19 protein-coding genes and 1 pseudogene are annotated in these 20,384 nt (G+C 51.2%); 11 read left to right on the top strand and 9 right to left on the bottom strand.

Annotation, left to right across the window (positions count from 1 at the left end; all coding sequences use genetic code 11):
• The first annotated feature begins 151 nt into the window (after positions 1 to 151).
• Together Q9J80_RS01870 and lgt are read left to right on the top strand one after the other, a co-directional pair.
• Positions 152 to 1,282: a M14 family metallopeptidase gene (locus tag Q9J80_RS01870; protein ID WP_301673697.1), complete on the top strand. Its 1,131-nt coding sequence runs from the start codon at positions 152 to 154 to the stop codon at positions 1,280 to 1,282.
• A gap of 71 nt (positions 1,283 to 1,353) precedes the next feature.
• The gene (gene lgt / locus Q9J80_RS01865; RefSeq protein WP_301673696.1) at positions 1,354 to 2,202 is read left to right on the top strand and encodes a prolipoprotein diacylglyceryl transferase; all 849 of its coding nucleotides are present in this window, start codon (positions 1,354 to 1,356) and stop codon (positions 2,200 to 2,202) included.
• A gap of 69 nt (positions 2,203 to 2,271) precedes the next feature.
• Here lgt and Q9J80_RS01860 read toward each other — a convergent pair whose 3' ends face one another.
• Positions 2,272 to 2,934 (bottom strand): YecA/YgfB family protein, encoded by a 663-nt coding sequence (locus Q9J80_RS01860; protein WP_301673757.1) that lies wholly within the window; start codon positions 2,932 to 2,934, stop codon positions 2,272 to 2,274.
• 97 nt (positions 2,935 to 3,031) lie between these two features.
• The gene (locus Q9J80_RS01855; RefSeq protein ID WP_304671718.1) at positions 3,032 to 4,825 is read right to left on the bottom strand and encodes a 2-isopropylmalate synthase; all 1,794 of its coding nucleotides are present in this window, start codon (positions 4,823 to 4,825) and stop codon (positions 3,032 to 3,034) included.
• A 238-nt stretch (positions 4,826 to 5,063) separates the two neighbouring features.
• On the opposite strand from Q9J80_RS01855, the gene proB reads away from it, so the two are divergent.
• Both proB and Q9J80_RS01845 read left to right on the top strand, forming a co-directional pair.
• Positions 5,064 to 6,173 carry a glutamate 5-kinase gene (gene proB / locus Q9J80_RS01850; protein ID WP_301673694.1) on the top strand — a complete coding sequence of 370 codons (1,110 nt, stop codon included), beginning with the start codon at positions 5,064 to 5,066 and terminating at the stop codon, positions 6,171 to 6,173.
• Between the two features lie 12 nt (positions 6,174 to 6,185).
• Positions 6,186 to 7,448, top strand: coding sequence for a glutamate-5-semialdehyde dehydrogenase (locus Q9J80_RS01845; protein WP_301673693.1), 1,263 nt, complete (start codon positions 6,186 to 6,188; stop codon positions 7,446 to 7,448).
• A gap of 70 nt (positions 7,449 to 7,518) precedes the next feature.
• On the opposite strand, the gene Q9J80_RS01840 is transcribed toward Q9J80_RS01845, so the two are convergent.
• Positions 7,519 to 10,563 (bottom strand): DNA translocase FtsK, encoded by a 3,045-nt coding sequence (locus Q9J80_RS01840; protein ID WP_301673692.1) that lies wholly within the window; start codon positions 10,561 to 10,563, stop codon positions 7,519 to 7,521.
• Positions 10,564 to 10,727: 164 nt separating this feature from the next.
• Here Q9J80_RS01840 and Q9J80_RS01835 point away from each other — a divergent pair, with 164 nt between their 5' ends.
• The 3 genes from Q9J80_RS01835 (at position 10,728) to Q9J80_RS01825 (ending at position 12,644) form a co-directional block, all read left to right on the top strand.
• Entirely contained in the window at positions 10,728 to 11,408 is a 681-nt protein-coding gene (locus Q9J80_RS01835) for an energy-coupling factor ABC transporter permease (protein ID WP_301673691.1), read from the top strand.
• A 28-nt stretch (positions 11,409 to 11,436) separates the two neighbouring features.
• Positions 11,437 to 11,796, top strand: coding sequence for a fluoride efflux transporter CrcB (locus Q9J80_RS01830; RefSeq protein ID WP_301673690.1), 360 nt, complete (start codon positions 11,437 to 11,439; stop codon positions 11,794 to 11,796).
• Positions 11,797 to 12,329: 533 nt separating this feature from the next.
• The gene (locus Q9J80_RS01825) at positions 12,330 to 12,644 is read left to right on the top strand and encodes a hypothetical protein (protein WP_301673689.1); all 315 of its coding nucleotides are present in this window, start codon (positions 12,330 to 12,332) and stop codon (positions 12,642 to 12,644) included.
• Positions 12,645 to 13,105: 461 nt separating this feature from the next.
• Here Q9J80_RS01825 and Q9J80_RS01820 read toward each other — a convergent pair whose 3' ends face one another.
• Together Q9J80_RS01820 and folB are read right to left on the bottom strand one after the other, a co-directional pair.
• On the bottom strand, positions 13,106 to 13,642 hold the full coding sequence (locus Q9J80_RS01820) for an NUDIX hydrolase (protein ID WP_301673688.1): 537 nt from the start codon (positions 13,640 to 13,642) through the stop codon (positions 13,106 to 13,108).
• Positions 13,643 to 13,675: 33 nt separating this feature from the next.
• Positions 13,676 to 14,032, bottom strand: a complete 357-nt coding sequence (gene folB / locus Q9J80_RS01815) for a dihydroneopterin aldolase (RefSeq protein ID WP_002221051.1) — start codon at positions 14,030 to 14,032, stop codon at positions 13,676 to 13,678.
• Positions 14,033 to 14,087: 55 nt separating this feature from the next.
• Between folB and plsY the strand changes: the two genes are divergently transcribed.
• Both plsY and Q9J80_RS01805 read left to right on the top strand, forming a co-directional pair.
• On the top strand, positions 14,088 to 14,690 hold the full coding sequence (gene plsY, locus Q9J80_RS01810) for a glycerol-3-phosphate 1-O-acyltransferase PlsY (RefSeq protein WP_301673687.1): 603 nt from the start codon (positions 14,088 to 14,090) through the stop codon (positions 14,688 to 14,690).
• Positions 14,691 to 14,777: 87 nt separating this feature from the next.
• Complete coding sequence (locus Q9J80_RS01805; RefSeq protein ID WP_301673686.1) at positions 14,778 to 15,623, top strand: 23S rRNA (adenine(2030)-N(6))-methyltransferase RlmJ; 846 nt, start codon at positions 14,778 to 14,780, stop codon at positions 15,621 to 15,623.
• 176 nt (positions 15,624 to 15,799) lie between these two features.
• Here the strand turns inward: Q9J80_RS01805 and Q9J80_RS01795 are convergent, their stop codons facing one another.
• Entirely contained in the window at positions 15,800 to 15,949 is a 150-nt protein-coding gene (locus Q9J80_RS01795) for a hypothetical protein (protein WP_301673685.1), read from the bottom strand.
• Between the two features lie 24 nt (positions 15,950 to 15,973).
• Here Q9J80_RS01795 and Q9J80_RS01790 point away from each other — a divergent pair, with 24 nt between their 5' ends.
• Positions 15,974 to 16,948 (top strand): class 1 fructose-bisphosphatase, encoded by a 975-nt coding sequence (locus tag Q9J80_RS01790; protein ID WP_301673684.1) that lies wholly within the window; start codon positions 15,974 to 15,976, stop codon positions 16,946 to 16,948.
• A 158-nt stretch (positions 16,949 to 17,106) separates the two neighbouring features.
• Here Q9J80_RS01790 and Q9J80_RS01785 read toward each other — a convergent pair whose 3' ends face one another.
• Positions 17,107 to 17,325, bottom strand: coding sequence for an HP1242/YdcH family protein (locus tag Q9J80_RS01785; protein ID WP_019273511.1), 219 nt, complete (start codon positions 17,323 to 17,325; stop codon positions 17,107 to 17,109).
• Between the two features lie 210 nt (positions 17,326 to 17,535).
• Between Q9J80_RS01785 and glyA the strand changes: the two genes are divergently transcribed.
• Positions 17,536 to 18,786 carry a serine hydroxymethyltransferase gene (glyA, locus tag Q9J80_RS01780; protein ID WP_301673683.1) on the top strand — a complete coding sequence of 417 codons (1,251 nt, stop codon included), beginning with the start codon at positions 17,536 to 17,538 and terminating at the stop codon, positions 18,784 to 18,786.
• 312 nt (positions 18,787 to 19,098) lie between these two features.
• Here the strand turns inward: glyA and Q9J80_RS01775 are convergent, their stop codons facing one another.
• Both Q9J80_RS01775 and Q9J80_RS01770 read right to left on the bottom strand, forming a co-directional pair.
• Positions 19,099 to 19,563: a hypothetical protein gene (locus tag Q9J80_RS01775; protein WP_301673682.1), complete on the bottom strand. Its 465-nt coding sequence runs from the start codon at positions 19,561 to 19,563 to the stop codon at positions 19,099 to 19,101.
• Between the two features lie 258 nt (positions 19,564 to 19,821).
• Positions 19,822 to 20,315 (bottom strand): annotated as a pseudogene (locus Q9J80_RS01770) (contact-dependent growth inhibition system immunity protein).
• Positions 20,316 to 20,384: the final 69 nt, after the last annotated feature.

The following is a 20,384-nucleotide window of genomic DNA, read 5'->3' as shown; positions in this document are numbered from 1 at the left end:
GACAATTTCGGCTTATGTTAACGCCAAATGCCGTCTGAAACAATCTTCAGACGGCGTTTGGCACACCTTCGGGCAGGTTGAAGCCTTGCGATACGGGCGGTAAAATCACGGTTTATCCGGTTCGAGAAACCGGCGACAGCAAGGATTCCCCATGATTAAAATCAGCACCCGCTTCGATGCCGGCTCGGTCGTCGTCAAAGACCTGACCGACCCTTCCAACATCCGCCTCGCCCTGCGTCCCGACAACGCCTCCGATTTCGCACAATGGTTCTACTTCCGGCTGCAAGGCGCGGCCTATCAAAACTGCATCATGCATTTTGAAAACGCGGCAGAAGCCGCCTACCCGAAAGGTTGGGAAGGCTATCAGGCGTGTGCCTCATACGACCGCCGCAACTGGTTCCGCGTACCGACTTCCTACGAAAACGGCGTACTGACCATCAACCATACCCCGCTATCCAATAGCGTGTACTACGCCTATTTCGAACCTTACTCCGAAGAACAGCATTTAAACCTCCTCGGCGACGCGCAAGGCAGCGGCCTGTGCCATATCGATGATTTGGGCAGCACCGTGCAAGGTCGCGACATCAATCTGCTGACCATAGGCAATCAGGTCGAAAGTGATTTGAAAATCTGGATTACCGCCCGCCAGCATCCGGGTGAAACGATGGCGGAATGGTTTATCGAGGGGCTGCTCGGCAGACTGCTCGATCCGCAAGACCCGACAGCACGCACCCTGCTTGACCGCGCCACTTTCTACATCGTACCAAACATGAATCCCGACGGTTCGGCACTTGGCAACCTGCGTACCAACGCCGCCGGTGCGAACCTCAACCGCGAGTGGGAAAACCCGACTTTGGAAAAAAGCCCCGAAGTGTTCTTCGTGCGCGAAAAAATGCTGGAAACCGGCGTAGATTTGTTTTTGGACATCCACGGCGATGAAGGTCTGCCCTTTGTCTTTGTTGCAGGTACGGAAGGCGTGCCGAACTACAATCCGCGCATTGCCGCGCTGGAAGCGCAGTTCAAAACCGCCCTTTTGAACGCCAGCCCCGATTTCCAAGACGAATACGGTTACGAAAAAGACGCGCCAGGCGAAGCGAATATGACCTTGGCGACCAACTGGGTCGGCAACCGTTTCAACTGCCTTGCCTACACGCTGGAAATGCCGTTCAAAGACAATGCCAACCTGCCCGACGACGACTTCGGATGGAACGGCCAGCGTTCGCTGCGTTTGGGCGAAGCCGCGTTGTCCGCCATCCTCAACGTCATCGGCGATTTGCGCTGACATTTCCCCTCCCCGAAAATGCCGTCTGAAGCCTTCCGCCTTTCAGACGGCATTTGAAATCAAGGAACATCATGATTACCCATCCCCAATTCGACCCCGTCCTCATCAGTATCGGCCCGCTTGCCGTCCGCTGGTATGCCCTAAGCTACATCCTCGGATTTATTCTTTTTACCTTTCTCGGCAGAAGGCGCATCGCGCAAGGCTTGTCCGTTTTTACCAAAGAATCGCTTGACGACTTCCTCACTTGGGGCATTTTGGGCGTGATTTTAGGCGGGCGTTTGGGTTACGTCCTGTTTTACAAGTTTTCCGACTACCTTGCCCATCCGCTTGATATTTTCAAGGTATGGGAAGGCGGAATGTCGTTCCACGGCGGCTTTTTGGGTGTAGTTATTGCCATGTGGTTGTTCAGCCGCAAGCACGGCATCGGCTTCCTCAAACTGATGGACACGGTCGCACCGCTCGTTCCGCTGGGTCTCGCTTCGGGACGCATCGGCAACTTCATCAACGGAGAACTTTGGGGACGCGTTACCGACATTAACGCATTTTGGGCAATGGGCTTCCCGCAGGCGCATTACGAAGACCTCGAAGCCGCCGCGCACAATCCGCTTTGGACAGAATGGTTGCAGCAATACCATATGCTGCCGCGCCATCCCTCGCAGCTTTATCAATTTGCACTTGAAGGCATCTGCCTGTTTATCGCCGTGTGGCTGTTCTCGAAAAAACAGCGTCCGACCGGACAAGTGGCCTCACTCTTCCTAGGTGGCTATGGCGTATTCCGCTTTATTGCCGAATTTGCACGCCAACCCGACGACTATCTCGGGCTGCTGACCTTGGGGCTGTCGATGGGGCAATGGTTGAGCGTCCCCATGATTGTTTTGGGTGTAGTCGGCTTCATCTTTTTCGGCAGCAGGAAAAATTAAACCTTTCCGACAAAAATGCCGTCTGAAACGCAAACTACATTCAGACGGCATTTTATTCCGCTCGAACCATCAATTTTTACCGCAACACGCCTTGTATTTTCTGCCGCTGCCGCACGGACAGGGATCATTCCTGCCTGTTTTTTCTCCTTCCCTGCGGACGGTTTGCGGTTTATTGATGACTGCCTGCCAGTAGCGGTAGATATCCGCCAATGCATAAGGCAACTCGGATTCCAGCTCCGCTAGCTCGCCTTCTGTGAATTGCAGACGGATAGAGCCGTTGTCCTCTTCGTCGTAAATACCGCCCAATGCCATGATGGGATAAAACAACTCTTCAAACTCTTCATCATCGACGGCTTCAAACCAATCGGTCGGCACAATATCCAAACCGTAAAGATAAGCATTGCACCATGTGTAAAAATCGCTGCTGCCGTCTTCGTTTTCATACAGCCACAAATCGGGCAGTTTTTTATCCGACATTGCGGCGGTTGTTTCCATCGCCATTGCCAAAACCAGCCGTTCGATTTCGGAACGTTCAGCAGCGGTAAATTGCGATTCGTCGCCCAACACTTCAGGCAGCCAGTCAAGCGGTGTCAATTTGTCCGGCCCGCTCAACAGTGCCGTCATAAAACCTTGAACTTCGTCGCAACGCATGGTATTGCCCTGTTCGCTTTTGGCATCCAACAATTCGCTCAACCGCTGTTTGGACGCTTCGGTAAATTTTTGGGAATCCATCATTTAACCTTTTAAAATGGGTCGGATACCTAATTATAATCGCAATATGCCGTCTGAAGCGTTTTCTACTTCAGACGGCATAACTTTCGCCCAACCGTTAAATCGTACCGCTGCCTTGCGCTTTCGGTTTGGCAGAACCAAATTCCAGCTTGCTCAAAGCGGAAAGGTAGGCTTTGGCGGTGGCGACCAAAACGTCGGTATCCGCGCCCTGACCGTTGACGACGCGGTTGCCGCGCGCCAGACGGACGCTGGTTTCGCCCTGGCTTTCCGTGCCTTGCGTGACGGCGTTGACGGAATAAATCTGCAAAGCCGCGCCGCTTTGCGCCACGCTCTCAATCGCTTTGAAAATCGCATCGACGGGACCGGAACCGCTGGCCGAAGCGCGTTTTTCTTCACCTTTGATGCTGAACACGATGTCGGCGCGCGGTTCTTCTCCGGTTTCGGTGCTGATTTTTTGGGAAATGAATTTGTAGCTTTCGGTATTCATATTGCCCATTTCGTCCGACACCAGCGCGTGCAGGTCTTCATCGAAGATTTCGCGTTTTTTGTCGGCGAGTTCTTTGAAGCGTGCAAATGCCGCGTTCAGTGCCTCTTCACTTTCCAACTCGATGCCCAAATCCGCCAGTTTGCTGCGGAACGCGCTGCGACCGGACAATTTGCCCAAAGTCAGGCGGTTGGTTGACCAGCCGACCGATTCGGCAGTCATGATTTCATAGGTTTCGGGGTGTTTCAATACGCCGTCCTGATGGATGCCTGATTCGTGTGCAAAGGCATTTGCGCCGACTACCGCCTTGTTGGGCTGAATCGGATAACCGGTAATGGTGGACACCAGTTTGGATACCGGCACGATTTGCGTGGTATCAATGCCGGTTTCCAAGCCGAAAAGGTCGTGGCGCACTTTCAACGCCATCACAATTTCTTCAAGGCTGGCATTGCCTGCGCGTTCGCCCAAACCGTTGATGGTACATTCCACCTGGCGCACGCCTGCCTGAACAGCAGCCAGCGAGTTGGCAACCGCCATACCCAAGTCGTTGTGGCAGTGGGTCGACCAGACTACTTTATCGCCGTTGGACACGCTTTTGATAATGTTGCTGATACGCTCGTACCATACGGAAGGGATGGAGTAGCCGACAGTATCGGGAATATTGATGGTGGTCGCGCCTGCTTCGATAACCGCCGTAAAGATTTTGGCGAGAAAGTCCAAATCCGAACGCACGGCGTCTTCGGCAGAAAATTCCACATCGTCGGTGTATTCTTTGGCAATTTTCACCGCTTTGACCGCCGCATCGATGACCTGCTGCGGCTTCATTTTCAGTTTGTGCTCCATGTGGATGGGGCTGGTGGCGATAAAGGTATGAATACGTTTTTTCGGTGCGGGAGAAACAGCTTCGCCTGCCTTACGCACATCGTTTTCAACGGCACGCGCCAGCGAGCAGACTGTAGATTTGGTGATAATTTTGGCAATCGCATTGACCGACTCGAAATCGCCCGGGCTGGCGGCGGCAAAACCCGCCTCAATCACATCCACGCCCATTTTCTCCAACTGGCGGGCAATGCGGATTTTCTCCTCTTTGGTCATGGATGCACCGGGCGACTGCTCGCCGTCGCGCATGGTGGTGTCGAAAATAATTACGCGGTTAGTCTGTGTCATTTCTGTTCTCTCCAGAGATTCGTTTTTTTGTAAAAAAGCATTCAAATCCAGCGGTCTGCCTTGCGCTTCCGCCAGCGCGGTCAACTTTTGCAGCTGCGCCAAAGGCAGCGACCCGCGCGTGCGCCATTTGTAGATGGCGGCGGTTGTTGCGGCATTTTCGGGATCGTGCCGTTTCAACGCTTCGGCAAGCGCGTTCACGCCGCCGAAATAGGCGACCAGACGGTCTATATCTAATTGCATGGTAGTCCTTGTCTAAAATCAATCTGCCCGCAGCAGAAATATGGACAGGATTATACGCATTTTAGACAAAACGGCAATATCAATTTGAAAGAATCTCAATAACTCATCATAGATTTTATTAATTTTATACATTTTGTCTATTTTATTGCAGGCGCGCCGCAATTGTTGACAATTGCGGCAGAACAGGGCAAATTCGACAGCAACAAACCAAACGCTACAAACGCAAAGAACAGAAACAATGAAATACAAGAGAATCGTATTTAAAGTCGGCACATCTTCGATTACCCATTCGGACGGCAGCCTCTCGCGCGGCAAAATCCAAACCATTACCCGCCAGCTTGCCGCATTGCATCATGCGGGACACGAGCTGGTCTTGGTTTCATCCGGCGCGGTTGCGGCAGGGTTCGGTGCGCTGGGTTTCAAAAAACGTCCGGTCAAAATCGCCGACAAACAGGCTTCCGCCGCCGTCGGGCAGGGGCTGCTAATGGAAGAATATACGGCAAACCTGTCTTCAGACGGCATCGTGTCCGCGCAAATCCTGCTCAGCCGCGCCGACTTTGCCGACAAACGCCGCTACCAAAATGCCGGCGGCGCGCTTTCCGTGCTGCTGCAACGCCGCGCGATTCCCATCATCAATGAAAACGATACGGTTTCGGTTGAGGAGTTGAAAATCGGCGACAACGACACATTGAGTGCGCAAGTGGCGGCGATGATACAGGCAGACCTTTTGGTGCTGCTGACCGACATAGACGGGCTTTACACCGGCAACCCGAACAGCAATCCCGATGCCGTACGGCTGGACAGAATCGAACACATCAACCATGAAATCATCGAAATGGCAGGCGGCGCGGGCTCGTCAAACGGCACGGGCGGTATGCTGACCAAAATCAAAGCGGCGACGATTGCGACCGAGTCCGGCGTACCGGTCTATATCTGTTCCTCGCTCAAACCCGATGCACTTGCCGAAGCGGCAGATAATCAGGCGGACGGCTCGTTTTTCGTCCCACGCACCAAAGGTTTGCGGACGCAGAAGCAATGGCTGGCGTTCTATTCCGAAAGCCGGGGCGGCGTTTATGTGGACGAAGGTGCGGAACACGCTTTGTCCGAACAGGGAAAAAGCCTGCTGATGTCGGGCATTGCCGGAATCGAAGGGCATTTCTCCCGTATGGACACCGTAACCGTGTACAGCAGCGCAAGCAAACAGCCTTTGGGCAAAGGGCGCGTCCTGTTCGGCTCTGCCGCCGCCGAAGACCTGCTCAAATCGCGTAAGGCGAAAGGCGTATTCATCCATCGGGACGACTGGATTTCCATCACGCCCGAAATACTCCTGCTTCTGACCGAATTTTAGAAAAGGAAACCCATGTCAAACACACAAAAACAGCTTGCCCTTGCCAAAGCGGCAAAAAAATCCGCCAACACGGCGGATACGGCAGAAAAAAACCGCGCGCTGCTTGCTATGGCGGACAGTCTGGAAGCGGCGGCGGAAGATATTTTGGCGGCAAACCGTTTGGATTTGGAAGCGGCGGCAGGCAAAATTCCCGAAAGCATGACCGACCGCCTTTTGTTGGACGGCAAACGCATTTGTGCGATGGCGGACGGCATCAGGGCGGTTGCCGCGCTGCCCGACCCCGTGGGCGAAATACTGGAAACCTCGACTTTGCCCAACGGCTTGGAAATCGTTAAAAAGCGCGTGGCGATGGGCGTTATCGGCATTATTTACGAAAGCCGCCCGAACGTTACTTCCGATGCGGCGGCTTTGGCACTGAAAAGCGGCAGCGCGGTCGTACTCCGCAGCGGCAAAGATGCATTCCAATCCGCACGCGCCATCGTTGCCGCCCTGAAAACGGGGTTGGCGCAAACCCGCATCTCCCCCGACGCGCTCCAGTTGATTGAAGACACCGGGCGCGAGGGCAGTTACGAAATGATGAGGGCGAAAGATTATCTAGACCTGCTGATTCCGCGCGGCGGGACGGGGCTGATACGGGCGGTGGTTGAAAATGCCGTCGTGCCGGTCATTGAAACGGGGACGGGCATCGTCCACATTTATATCGACAAGGACGCGGATTGGGACAAGGCGCTCCGTATCGTGTACAACGCCAAAACCAGCCGTCCGTCCGTGTGCAACTCGATGGAAGTGCTGCTGGTGCATGAAGACATTGCTGCCGACTTCCTGCCCAAGCTCGAACGGCTGTTGGTTCGCGACCGTATAGAAGCCGGACTGCCGCCCGTCCGCTTCCGTTTGGATTCGCAGGCGGCGCGGCATATCGGCGGCGAAGCGGCGGGTGCAGACGATTTCGATACCGAGTTTTTAGACTACATCCTCGCCGTGAAAACCGTCGCTTCGGTCGAAGAGGCGGTCGGGCACATCGAAACGCACGGCACGCACCATTCAGACGGCATCGTTACCGAAAACCGCCACGCTGCGGACTATTTCACGACCCATATCGATTCTGCCGCCGTGTATGTCAACGCGTCCACGCGCTTTACCGACGGCGGCGAATTCGGCTTGGGTTGCGAAATGGGCATCTCCACGCAAAAACTCCACGCCCGGGGTCCGATGGGTTTGAAAGAGCTGACAAGCTATAAATACATCATTCGGGGCGTTGGGCAGGTCAGGGAATAATCCGCATTCAAACGTCCGATAAAAATGCCGTCTGAAACAGTCTTCAGACGGCATTTCCATTTGCAAAAAATCAAGCATTGTCCAAGGGGACGAGAATCGTACGGTTGCCGTTGTGTTCCGGTGCGGACACAATGCCTTCCGCCTCCATCTGGTCAATCAGACGCGCGGCGCGGTTGTAGCCGATACGCAAGGCGCGCTGTACGCCCGAAATGCTGGCTTTGCGCGTTTTCAGGACAACGGATACGGCCTCGTCGTACATCGGATCGGCTTCGCCGTCGCCGCTGCGCCCGATGCCGGGCAGCTCTTCGCTGCCGCCGCCGCTCAAAATATCGTCAACATAGTCCGGCTCGCCAAACTGCTTCAAATATTCGACCACGCGGTGCACCTCTTCATCCGAGGCAAACGCGCCGTGAACGCGTTGCGGATAGGCCGTACCCGGCGGCAGGAACAGCATATCGCCCTGACCGAGCAGGTTTTCCGCGCCCATTTGGTCGAGAATCGTGCGGCTGTCGATTTTGCTGGACACTTGGAACGCGATGCGCGTCGGGATGTTCGCCTTAATCAACCCTGTAATCACATCGACGCTGGGGCGTTGTGTGGCAAGAATCAGATGGATGCCTGCCGCGCGGGCTTTCTGGGCGAGGCGGGCAATCAGTTCTTCGATTTTCTTGCCCGCCGTCATCATCAAATCGGCAAACTCATCGACCACGACCACGATAAACGGCAGTTTTTCCAAAGGTTCGGGATCGTCGGGCGTGAGGCTGAACGGGTTGCCGATTTTTTCTCCCCTTGCTGCGGCTTCGGCGATTTTTTGGTTGAAGCCCGCAAGATTGCGCACGCCCATAAAGCTCATCAGGCGGTAGCGTTTTTCCATTTCGTTAACACACCAGTTCAGCGCGTTTGCCGCCAGCTTCATATCGGTAACGACAGGGGCAAGCAAGTGAGGGATGCCTTCGTAAATGCTCAATTCCAGCATTTTCGGATCGATCATAATCATACGCACGTCTTCCGGCGCGGCTTTGAAAAGCATAGACAGAATCATCGCGTTGACACCCACCGATTTGCCCGAACCGGTCGTGCCGGCAACCAGCAAATGCGGTGCTTTGCCCAAGTCGGTTACGACGGGCTGTCCGGTGATGTCCTGACCGAGCGCGAGCGTCAGCTTGGATTTGGATTCGGCAAACTCGGGCGAATTGAAGATTTCGCTCAGGCGTATCATTTGGCGTTTCGGGTTCGGAAGTTCCAAACCCATGCAGGTTTTGCCGGGGATGGTTTCGACAACGCGGATAGAAGCCACGCCGAGCGAACGCGCCAAATCTTTTTCCAGATTCAGAACCGAATTGCCGCGAACGCCGACATCCGGTTCGATTTCATAACGCGTAATCACGGGGCCGGAATAGGAATCGACAACCTTGACCTTGACTTTGAATTCCGCCAATTTTTCTTCGATGGTGATGCTGTTTTCCAACAGCTCTTCTTCGGTTTGCGTCGCCTCGGGATTGAACAGCGGAGGCAGAAGCAGGTCGGTTGTCGGCAGGTGTTCGGATTCCGCACCGGTTTCTTCCGATTTGAACGCCTCTTCATCCGCTTCCGTATCCGATGCCCGGCGGGACGGGCGTTCAGACGGCACATCTTCAAACGGACAAACCGCCCGACTGTCATGCCCGAACGCTCCGTCATCGGACAAATATTGCCCGCTTGACCGCTCTGCCACACCCTCACTGCCGTCATCCGCAATAGCGTCGGTTTCCTCTTGCCAACCTCCATTCAAAACATCATCGGCAAGATGGTCGGTTTCAGCAATGCGGCTGCGTTGTGCCTGCTCGAATCCTGCCGGCGGTTCATAGGTACGGTTGTAGATTTCCGATACGGGCGGCGGCGGCAGAATATCGATTTCGGGCGTGAAAACTTTCGGCATTTCGGGCGGCTCGACCACCCACGCATCCGGCGCGGCCGGCTCTTCAATATGGATATCGGCAGTTTCATCATAAACCGACCCCCCGTATCCCACAGACGAAACAGTTTCCGTGAAAACATTTTCGGTTTCAGACGGCATTTCGATATCCCGTTTCCCGACAACCGTCCGACTTTCCGGAATCAGGCGCGAAATCCGCGCCTCCGCAGAAACCGTTGCCTTGTTCGGTTCTTTCAAATTGACGGAAACGCGGCGGCAGGCATCGTGGACGGCTGTGCCGTCTGAAACGGACTGCCCTTGGGAAACATCCGGGGATTTTGCCTCCGCCTGCCCTTTCCCCTGCCCTGCATGACGGCGGAACGGCGCATTCCGTGCATTTTCGGCTTTGACTACAGAAAAGGCAGACGGATGCTGCTTCTCAAAATACGGCTCAAATCCGTAATCCGCAGACTCGGAAAACGCTTCTTTGTCCGCATCGAACATACGGGAATACGTGCGTTGAAGCACAGGGTCGTCCAAACCGATAATCTGCAGCCCTTCCATCGGGGTATCGGACACGCGGACTTTGGGGGCCGCTGTTTCGTTTTTCTCAAATGCATCGATATAGCGTTTTTTCGTTTCCCTTAAAGCCGCGCTGTTTAAAGCACGCGTTGCTTCTTCCAAAGTGATTTCTTTAAAAACCGGACGGACGGGCGAAGTTTCGCTTTCAGACGGCATCAACCCTTCAGCAATACTCCTGTCGAATGGGATGCGGCGGTTGTCGATTACGGCAGTTGCAATGTCTTCCGTATCGGCAGCCTCTTCCTCCGCAGTTTCTGCTGCTTCCGTTTCCGCTTCTTCCGTCCCGTTTCCGCTGTCTGAATACCCGTCGGATGCGGTCGGAACATCCTCACGGTTTGCAGAAGCAGGCGGAACGGACCTGTCCGGTTCGGATTCGTGCGCCAGATAATTCCGGCAAAAACGGACAATATTAACGGAAAGCCAGCATACCGCCGCTTTGACCGCATGAAAAATCATCAGACCAAGCTCGAGAAAATTAGGCATCCTGTCTTGGATTTCAGGTAATTCCGCCTGTTGTCCCCCTTTATTTTCCTGCCATTCAGAAACTTCACGCACCCATTCCCGTTCGGATTGTGCTCGGATAAAAAACAAACCCGCAATAGCAAGCAACAAAATAATGATCAGAACTATCCAAAACATATGCAGTTTCCCGCAAAGCAAACGATTAAATAGGTATATTTTAACGTGTTTCCATTATAAACAAAACAACCTGACCGACAATTCGGTCAAAATCATTACAGCTTTCTGTTTGCCGCAGGCAGCACTATAATAGATGCTCTCTTATTCATCTTTACGGTATTGGCATGATTTTCCAAACAGTCTGGTTTTCAGATATGCTGCTGGGGGCTTCATGGATTGCACTCATCCTCCTATTGGCAGCTTCCGGACCGTCGGCATTCCGCTCGCTTGCCCGCTACCGTTCAGCCCTTCCCCTGTGTACCGTCATTTTTTCCGCAGCATGGTGTCTAAACGCCTCTGCCGGCGGCGGACAGCTTGCACAGATGAACTACCACCTGCTCGCCGTCAATCTGGTTGCACTGATGGTGGATACTTCCGCCGCCCTTTGGCTTGCCGCGCTGCTGATGCTGCCCTACTGCCTGCTGTTTGCCGGTTCTGCCGGCGCATATCCGCCGAACGCTTTGGTACTGATACTGCCCGCGCTGGCCGTCAACCGCCTGTCGCGTATGCTGGTCGACCGCCTGCCGCCCAATATTTTCATCTTTATTTTCGTCAACGGCTTTCTCGCTTCCGCCGCTGGCATTCTGCTGACCGGGCTGGTGCTGACCGGTATTTTGGATGCCGCAAACGCTTTTCCGTCCGAAATATTATGGACGACCGCCCTGCCCGTCTTTATTCTGCTGGCGTGGGCGGAGGCTTTCCTCAGCGGCATTTCAACTGCCATATTTGTTGCACTGAAGCCCCATTGGATCAACACTTTCGACGACAACCGCTATCTGAAGTCCGACCGCGGCATATGGCGGTAGCCTTCAGACGGCATAGACAGGCAAAACCATGCTTTCCAACATCATCCCTCTTTCCATCGGTGCAATATTCGGCACAACGGCGCGCTGGCTGCTCAACCTCGCCGTTCCCGCATCAATACCTCCGGTCACAGGCAACCTGTTTGCCAACTGGATAGGTGCTTTTCTTATCGGAATCTTTGCCGAAACCGTCAACCACCCACAATGGAAGCTGCTGCTGATTACCGGTTTTCTCGGCAGCCTGACCACGCTTTCCGGATTTTCACTGGAAACCGTAACCCTACTCCAATCGAATCGTCCCGCTTCAGCACTTGCCAATATTTTCCTGCACACGGCAGGTTCGCTGCTGCTGACCTGGCTCGGGCTGAAGATAGGGGCGGCAGTCAAATAATTGCAAAAAATTGCCTCCCTTTGTTTTGACATAATTTATGTATAATCAAGAAAGCATAAAGAGGACAAATTACTATAGTGTAAACGGAATCACATAGAGCAATTCCAATGGTACAAAAAAATGATAAATGGAAGAATATAGCTTTGTTTTTAATAGAGTTACCTATTGTTAGCTTTTTAGCATTCTTTACACTGGATGGTCATCATAGTTTGATAACATATAAAGAGCATCCATGGTCAATTTTCATGCAGAGGTTTGTATTTACTTCTGCCCCTATATTAATTGTTGAAATTCTTGTTTTTTCTTCTATAAACTTGATTTTTATGTTATTATCTAAGGAGGAAGCATATAAAGGTGTCGTCACTAAAAGGTTTTTTATAAAACATGTTTTATATTTATTATTAATGGTTCTCACGGTACTCTTCATCAAGTTCTTAATATTTGATTATTGTTAACAGTGAAAAATCTTCTTTAAAGTTATAATTCTCAAGAATTTACATATATTAGAAATCAAATAATAATCAGCGTTCAAAATGAAAATAAAGAATATTTTAATTGTCTTTATAATCGTAGGAGGTATATCTTATGTTCTTTACTGTTCATTAATTACAGATTTTTTATTAAAGTATGGTGGAACAATACATACAAAAGCAGTTGTTGAAGAGAGATTAACAGGTAAGAGTTCATATCCGGTTCTTCGTTATAGATTTTTTTATCAGGGTCAAGCCTATATAGGTTTTGTATCAGAAATTTCATGTTTACGAGTGTCTGATACTATTAATGTTGTATTCTTAAAAAGTAATCCATCAATGAATAGACCATTATATAAAAAAAAGGAAGAACAATAAATCGGCTTCGGTTGTTTAAATACCGCCCGTGCCAATTACCGTTCTCAAATTCAAATTGGGCTTTTAGGTCTGTAACAAAGAAAAAGCCTTGAGAGGATAAACCTACCAAGGCTTTTTCTTAAAAAAAACGCTCTATTGCTGCGTCTAAAAATGCAAAAAAAGTAACCATCATAACCCTTTTGCCAAAATCAATATCATCATCCGATGAATGAATTGACGGTATATAAGACAGAACCAATAAACTAATAAACCTGTAAGAAAAATCAGTAACAAAGATATTCATTATTAACCATTCTTAAAAATTATCATGTTCGTTTGGGTAATTATCATCCCCTTTTCTCTCTTATTACTAAAGCACGAATGACTTTAAAGGACGCGCCCAGAGACAAGCCGAAAAGGCATATCTCATCCGCCAAACAAAATGCCCGCCGACTTACTCCGGCAGGCAGTTCAACACCCTGTCAATCCTTCATCAGCCAGTATTGCAAACCGATTAATGTCTTGCCGTCTTTAATTTCATCGTTTGCTAATGCCTGACGGACTTCATCTTTCGACATCAATACGGTTTCCGTAATCTCGTCTTCGTCATTGGCAAGCGTACTGCCCAAACGCACGTCTTCCGCTTCGAACAGATACATTTTTTCGTTGCAAAAACCGACCGCCGTATAAAAGCTGTACAGCAGGCGCACGCTGTCGGCAACATAAGGTGTTTCCTCCGCCAATTCTCTCAGCGCACACGCTGCCATATCCTCGCCCGCCACATCCAGCTTGCCCGCAGGAAGTTCCAATGTCGCCTGATTTGCCGCATAACGCCACTGCCGCACCAAAACGACCTTTTCATCATCCGTTACCGCCAACACGCATGCCGCGCCCGGATGCCGGATGACGATGCGCTGCCCTTCATTGCCGTTGGGCAGCCTGACCTTATCCCTGCTGATGCTGACGAAACCGCCCTCGTAAATGGTTTCGCCGCCTAATTTTACTTCCCTCAAATCCACTTCATATCTCCTTTCCGTTTCCTATTATGCCGTTCAATCTTCACGCTTGCCGCGCTCGATTTCCACGCCAACCTCGCGCACGCCTTCCAAAATACCCGGCTTGACGATTTTCACGCGCACCCACACCGCGCCGAAATATCCCAAAACCAAATCGGCAATATATTCCGCCAACGCTTCCAAAAGCAGGAAATCCTGTTCTTTCAGATGTCGGCGCAACGTTTCGCATACCTCGGCATAATGCACCGTATTAGCAATATCATCGTCCGAACCCGCTTTCTCGGGAACGCCGATGTCCAAATCGACAATCAGGGTCTGCAACCGTTCGCGCTCCCAGCCGTACACGCCGATAAGCGTATCCGCCTTCATGCCGTGCAAAAAGATTTTATCCATAATCCGCCCCGTTTTTTGCTAAAATAACCGCACCATTCTAAGTAAAGTACCGCAAATGTTCAACATACCGGCTGTTGCCGTTTCCTATTTAATCGGTTCACTGTCTTTCGCCGTCATTGTTTCCAAATATTACGGGATGGACGACCCGCGCACCTACGGATCGGGCAATCCCGGCGCGACCAATGTTTTACGCAGCGGCAAAAAAAAGGCGGCCGCGCTGACGCTTTTGGGCGATGCCGCCAAAGGTTTGGTTGCCGTTTTGCTTGCACGCGTGCTTCAAGAACCGCTCGGTTTATCCGACAGCGCAATTGCTGCCGTCGCACTCGCCGCGCTGGTCGGGCATATGTGGCCGGTGTTTTTCGGATTTAAGGGCGGCAAAGGCGTGGCAACGGCATTGGGCGTGCTTCTGGCACTCTCTCCCGCAACTGCCTTGGTCTGCGCGTTGATTTGGCTTGTGATGGCATTCGGCTTCAAGGTGTCCTCCCTTGCCGCATTAACCGCCACAATCGCCGCCCCCCTTGCCGCACTGTTTTTTATGCCCCACCCTTCTTGGATTTGGGCGACCGTCGCCATTGCCCTGCTGGTGTTGTTCCGCCACAAAAGCAATATCAGCAACCTGCTTAAAGGCAAAGAAGGCAAAATCGGCGAAAAACGCTGATTCGGCATTTGTTTTCCATTACGTCATGCCGTCTGAAACCATATTCCCGCGTTCAGACGGCATTTCCGCACAAACGGCTTTCATACCATGCTCAGTTACAGACACGCATTCCACGCCGGCAACCACGCCGATATGCTCAAACACTTTACCTTGTTTTTAGTACTGCAATATTTCAACCGCAAAGACAAGCCCTACTGGTACATCGACACGCACGGCGGCGCGGGTGTGTACAATCTCGAAGGCAGCGAGGCGCAAAAAGTCGGCGAATACCGGCAAGGCATCGCCCTGCTCCGACAGGCGCAAAACCTGCCTGCCGAACTGTCTGACTTTGCCGCGCACATACAAAAAATCCTGCCCTCGCCCGAACTTTACTGCGGCTCTCCGTGGCTGGCACAGTCCATGACCCGTGCGACCGACAAACTCCGACTGTTCGAATTGCATCCTGCCGATTTCATCCGCCTGCAAAACAATATGGACGAAGCAGGATTGGGCAAACGCGGACAAGTATTGCGCGAAGACGGTTACAAAGGGCTGATTTCCCTGCTGCCGCCCCCGCCGCGCCGCGCCGCCGTCCTCATCGACCCGCCTTACGAGGAAAAACAAGACTACCGGCGTGTAACGGAAACGCTGAAAGCCGCTTTAAAACGTTTTGAGTCCGGCTGTTATCTCATCTGGTATCCCAGCCTCAGCCGCGAAGAAAGCCGCAAGCTGCCCGAAGAACTGAAAAAACTCGTTCCCGACAACTTCCTCCATGCCGAACTTCACGTCCACGCGCCGAAAGCCGACGGCTTCGGTATGCACGGCAGCGGAATGTTCGTCATCAATCCGCCCTATCTGTTAGCGGAACAATTGGCGGCAAACCTCCCCGCCCTGACGCGGCTGCTGGCGCAAGACGAAGGCGCGCGCTACCTGTTGGACAGCAAAATCCGCTGACCCCGATGCCGTCTGAAACCCTTCAGACGGCATCTCCCGTCAAACAAACAAAACCGGACGATATACCGGCAGTCGGCACTTTTATAGTGGATTGAATTTAAATCAGGACAAGGCGACGAAGCCGCAGACAGTACAAATAGTACGGCAAGGCGAGGCAACGCCGTACTGGTTTAAATTTAATCCACTATAAGAATAAATATCCCCTCATCCGCCTGCCGCGTTCCGACTTGCCCCGCGCCGTTTTTTTCCACTACAATCCCACACAATATTTGGCTGAACGCGCCAAAGGAACGCCCCGCAGCAATCTGCCGCCTTTCAGACGGCATAAACCTTTCCGAAACGAGCAAACTATGGACACACTGACCCGATTCCTCCCCGAACACCTGCAACAAAACCGGCTGCCCGAAGCGCTCGGCGGCGTTTTACTGTCCGTCGTTTCCGCCTGCACCGAAATCAACGCCAAAGTCCGCCTCGGCGCACTGGCCGGCGTATTGGGCATGGCGGGCACGGGCAATATTCAGGGCGAAGACCAGAAAAAACTGGATGTTATCGCCAACAACATTATGATTGACACCCTCAAAGCCAACCCTGCCGTTGCCGGTTTGGCAAGCGAGGAAGAAGACACTTTCGTAAGTGCCGGTGAAAACGGACGCTATCTCGTCCTATTCGACCCTTTAGACGGATCGTCCAATATTGATGTCAACATTTCCGTCGGTACGATTTTCTCCATCCTTGAAAAACCCGAAGGCGCATTGGCAACCGAATCATTCCTTCAAACGGGCAGACAGCAGCTTGCCGCTGGTTACGTTCTTTACGGGCCTCAAACCCAGCTCGTATTCACACTTGGGCACGGCGTGTATATGTTCACGCTCAATGCCGAAAACGAATTTGTGCTGACCAAAGAAAACCCGAAAGTACCGGAAAGCACCAAAGAATTTGCCATCAATATGTCCAACCGCCGCCACTGGCTGCCCCCCGTCCAACAATACATCGACGAACTCTTGGCGGGCGAAACCGGTACACGCGGCAAAAACTACAATATGCGCTGGGTAGCCAGTATGGTTGCCGAAATCCACCGCATCCTGATGCGCGGCGGCGTGTTCATGTATCCGCAAGACAAACGCGACCCCGCCAAACCCGGCAAACTGCGCCTGATGTACGAAGCCAACCCTATGGCCCTGATACTCGAACAGGCGGGCGCATCGGCAAGCAACGCATATCAGACCATGCTCGACATACAGCCCGAAAGCCTGCACCAGCGCGTCGCCGTCATTATGGGCAGCCGCGAAGAAGTGGATTACCTCGACCGCCTGCATTCAAAATAAACAGGCTGCCTGACCGATAAAGAAGGGCGGCAGCGCGCATCCGACGCTGCCGCCGATATTTCGTACACAGCCTTAAAAAGATAGAAAACCGCCTTTCCGAACGGAAAAAATGCCGTCTGAAAACTTTTCAGACGGCATTTCAAAAACTCAAACCCGAATTATTTGCCCGCTGCTTTTTGCAGAATAGCGTACAACTCGTCTTTCAGTTTCAATTTGGCTTTTTTCAGCTCATCGATGGTTTCCGCACCGCTGGTAACCGGATTGTTGACCAGACCGGTAATTTTATCGTCCAGCTCGTTGTGTTCGTCGAACAGACGGGCGAAGTGGGAATCTTCCTGTTTCAATTTGGAAATCAAATCACGGTATTCTGGGAACATATCGCTTTCCTCTCTTGGTTTACGGTTAAAAAGTCAAACTGAATCTTTACATTAATTATAACAAAGATAATATTTTTATCCAGTGTTTTGTTACACACGGCAACACCGCCCGCAGAAAACCGCCCCACCGTCCGACAAAATCGTTGACAATCCTCCGCTTTACGCATAAATTTTCAATAATTAACCCTGACCACACAAAGGAATCAAGAGATGTTTTCAAAAAGCGTAACCATCACCCAATATGATCCCGAACTGGCAGCCGCCATTGCCCAAGAAGACCAACGCCAGCAAGACCACGTCGAGCTGATTGCCTCTGAAAACTACGTCAGCTGCGCCGTTATGGAAGCGCAAGGTTCCCAGCTGACCAACAAATACGCCGAAGGCTACCCCGGCAAACGCTACTACGGTGGCTGTGAATACGTCGATATTGTCGAACAATTGGCAATCGACCGCGTAAAAGAACTGTTTGGTGCCGCCTATGCCAACGTCCAACCGCACTCCGGTTCCCAAGCCAACCAAGCTGTGTACGCTTCTGTTTTGAAACCGGGCGACACCATTTTGGGTATGTCTCTGGCGCACGGCGGACACCTGACCCACGGCGCGAGCGTCAATATTTCCGGCAAACTCTACAATGCCGTTACTTACGGCTTGGATGAAAACGAAGTGCTCGATTATGCTGAAGTAGAACGCTTGGCTCTTGAACACAAACCTAAAATGATTGTGGCCGGTGCATCTGCCTACGCGTTGCAAATCGACTGGGCAAAATTCCGCGAAATCGCCGACAAAGTCGGCGCATACCTCTTTGTCGATATGGCGCACTACGCCGGACTGGTTGCCGGTGGCGAATATCCCAACCCTGTGCCGTTCTGCGACTTCGTAACTACCACCACCCACAAAACCCTGCGCGGTCCGCGCGGCGGCGTGATTCTGTGCCGCGACAACACGCACGAAAAAGCGTTAAACTCCGCCATCTTCCCGAGCCTGCAAGGCGGCCCGCTGATGCACGTCATCGCCGCCAAAGCCGTGGCGTTTAAAGAAGCGTTGCAACCCGAGTTCAAACAATACGCGAAACAAGTGAAAACCAACGCAGCCGCGATGGCAGAAGAACTGGTCAAACGCGGTTTGCGCATCGTTTCCGGCCGTACCGAAAGCCACGTTTTCCTCGTTGACCTGCAACCGATGAAAATCACCGGTAAAGCCGCCGAAGCCGCTTTGGGCAAAGCGCACATCACTGTCAACAAAAACGCCATCCCGAACGATCCGGAAAAACCGTTCGTTACCTCCGGCATCCGCATCGGCTCCGCCGCGATGACCACGCGCGGATTCAACGAAGCCGACGCGCGCGTATTGGCGAACTTGGTTGCCGATGTATTGGCTAATCCCGAAGACGAAGCCAACCTCGCCAAAGTCCGCGAACAAATTACCGAGCTTTGCAGCAAGTATCCCGTTTACGGTGCGTAAGCCTTTTTTAAAAACCAATGCCGTCTGAAACCTTTTCAGACGGCATTTACTTAAAATCCAAGCTATTAAAAGGAAGTGTCCGACAGTTTGGACGATTTCGTTTTTGTTTTCACCGTGTCCAAATGTCTTGCCTATGGCTTCGGGGGCATAGGGCGCAGCAGCATTGACTGCACTTTGTAACCCGCTGGCTCGGTAACGTTAAATAAAGGCCGTCTGAAAACGTATTTTTGTTGTTTCAGACGGCCTTTTGGCTTAAACCTTGAGAACCGCATGCGTGCATTCCATGCACATCCTACGTATTGAGTTTAGGTTTCATATGGGCCACGGCTTGCTTTCCAAATATGCTTTTATTTCATACATTAGATTATTTATATTAGGGGAAACTACATTTCCTGTTTTTCCTATTACAAGTAGACAATTATATTTTATTGCCCAATCAATGGTTTTCTGAATAAATTCAGTATAATCAAATCTTAAATCAAGTTCACACTCTATATCATCTGGCCAAACGGTAAGACTATTACCAAAATTATCACAAAACATGATTGCGTCTTTATCCCAAGACTCTTTCAATTTAAGCTGTTTTTTTGCTTCATTTATTATTGATGATAATATAACATCATTATCGATAAAGTAATTTTCAAAACTTTTATTCTCATTAAAATTCTGAAAACCATTAGATCGATACTCATCAAGTATAATATCTCTATTTGCATTAAATTTATTTCTGATAGCAGCTGATGGGATAAGGTAGTACCGATAATTCCAAATTGCCATTTTTATTTACTCCTATAACGAGGTCTATTAACATTACCTGATTCATTCAAGACATCAATAGGATTTTTCCAATTAGTATTAGGAACGGGAAAGTCAACTTTTTTAAATTTTAATTCATGTATCCTTCCAAGCAAGCCGTAGCCCGCATTAAACCTGTGCAGGTAAGGTGTGTGCGGTATGCACGCACGCGAGCTTGAATCTAATAAAAAAGGTCACCTGAAACATTTTTCCGGCTTTCAGACGACCTTTTGTCAAATATTATCGGCAGCGGCCCAATGCCAACTTTAAACCTGCTCCGATTTCTTCAGGGCTGTTATCCAATGATAAAATCACATCGTCTGCATCAATGGCATCCCACGCTTCCAGCTTGACATGGCGGCTCGGGCTGATTTTCAGGCAGCCGTTGTGCAGCCAAATATCCCCGCTCATCATGTTTTTAAATAGGGCGCGTCTGGTTTTATAGCCCAAGTTCCCGCATAGCTTGGCAACCCAATCCTCATAGCGTTGCCGAAATTTTTCGGTATCAAAAAAATCTTGGTCTTCTGGACTGTCATAAACGAAAGTCCTGCTGTTCGCCAACGCTTGCAAGACCGTCGTGCCTAAAGTTTCATTGTCGGTATCCAATGGCAGGATATGGGGGGATATAGGTGGTCTGGAGCATATCGCCCAAATCCTGACCATGTTTGAATAATCAAGGCTCTTTCATTTGCCTGATAGCCAGCCCAATAATCTTGTTCTTGATTGAAAGTCATTTATTCGATCTCCGTAATTTTGACTGTAATGTTTCAATTTTTGGCATACTCTACCACACGTTGCAACTG

The sequence above is a fragment of the Neisseria blantyrii genome (assembly GCF_962747855.1).
Classification (GTDB): Bacteria; Pseudomonadota; Gammaproteobacteria; order Burkholderiales; family Neisseriaceae; genus Neisseria; species Neisseria viridiae.
Note: the sequence above shows the minus strand (reverse complement) of the source record. Positions and strands in the feature narration are given on the sequence as shown.

Bases quoted from the DNA above. Each gene is read 5' to 3' on its own strand.
- Q9J80_RS01870 (WP_301673697.1), top strand. From the start codon at position 152: ATGATTAAAATCAGCACCCGCTTCGATGCCGGCTCGGTCGTCGTCAAA.
- lgt (WP_301673696.1), top strand. From the start codon at position 1,354: ATGATTACCCATCCCCAATTCGACCCCGTCCTCATCAGTATCGGCCCG.
- Q9J80_RS01860 (WP_301673757.1), bottom strand. From the start codon at position 2,934: ATGGATTCCCAAAAATTTACCGAAGCGTCCAAACAGCGGTTGAGCGAA.
- Q9J80_RS01855 (WP_304671718.1), bottom strand. From the start codon at position 4,825: ATGCAATTAGATATAGACCGTCTGGTCGCCTATTTCGGCGGCGTGAAC.
- proB (WP_301673694.1), top strand. From the start codon at position 5,064: ATGAAATACAAGAGAATCGTATTTAAAGTCGGCACATCTTCGATTACC.
- Q9J80_RS01845 (WP_301673693.1), top strand. From the start codon at position 6,186: ATGTCAAACACACAAAAACAGCTTGCCCTTGCCAAAGCGGCAAAAAAA.
- Q9J80_RS01840 (WP_301673692.1), bottom strand. From the start codon at position 10,563: ATGTTTTGGATAGTTCTGATCATTATTTTGTTGCTTGCTATTGCGGGT.
- Q9J80_RS01835 (WP_301673691.1), top strand. From the start codon at position 10,728: ATGATTTTCCAAACAGTCTGGTTTTCAGATATGCTGCTGGGGGCTTCA.
- Q9J80_RS01830 (WP_301673690.1), top strand. From the start codon at position 11,437: ATGCTTTCCAACATCATCCCTCTTTCCATCGGTGCAATATTCGGCACA.
- Q9J80_RS01825 (WP_301673689.1), top strand. From the start codon at position 12,330: ATGAAAATAAAGAATATTTTAATTGTCTTTATAATCGTAGGAGGTATA.
- folB (WP_002221051.1), bottom strand. From the start codon at position 14,032: ATGGATAAAATCTTTTTGCACGGCATGAAGGCGGATACGCTTATCGGC.
- plsY (WP_301673687.1), top strand. From the start codon at position 14,088: ATGTTCAACATACCGGCTGTTGCCGTTTCCTATTTAATCGGTTCACTG.
- Q9J80_RS01805 (WP_301673686.1), top strand. From the start codon at position 14,778: ATGCTCAGTTACAGACACGCATTCCACGCCGGCAACCACGCCGATATG.
- Q9J80_RS01795 (WP_301673685.1), bottom strand. From the start codon at position 15,949: ATGCCGTCTGAAAGGCGGCAGATTGCTGCGGGGCGTTCCTTTGGCGCG.
- Q9J80_RS01790 (WP_301673684.1), top strand. From the start codon at position 15,974: ATGGACACACTGACCCGATTCCTCCCCGAACACCTGCAACAAAACCGG.
- Q9J80_RS01785 (WP_019273511.1), bottom strand. From the start codon at position 17,325: ATGTTCCCAGAATACCGTGATTTGATTTCCAAATTGAAACAGGAAGAT.
- glyA (WP_301673683.1), top strand. From the start codon at position 17,536: ATGTTTTCAAAAAGCGTAACCATCACCCAATATGATCCCGAACTGGCA.
- Q9J80_RS01775 (WP_301673682.1), bottom strand. From the start codon at position 19,563: ATGGCAATTTGGAATTATCGGTACTACCTTATCCCATCAGCTGCTATC.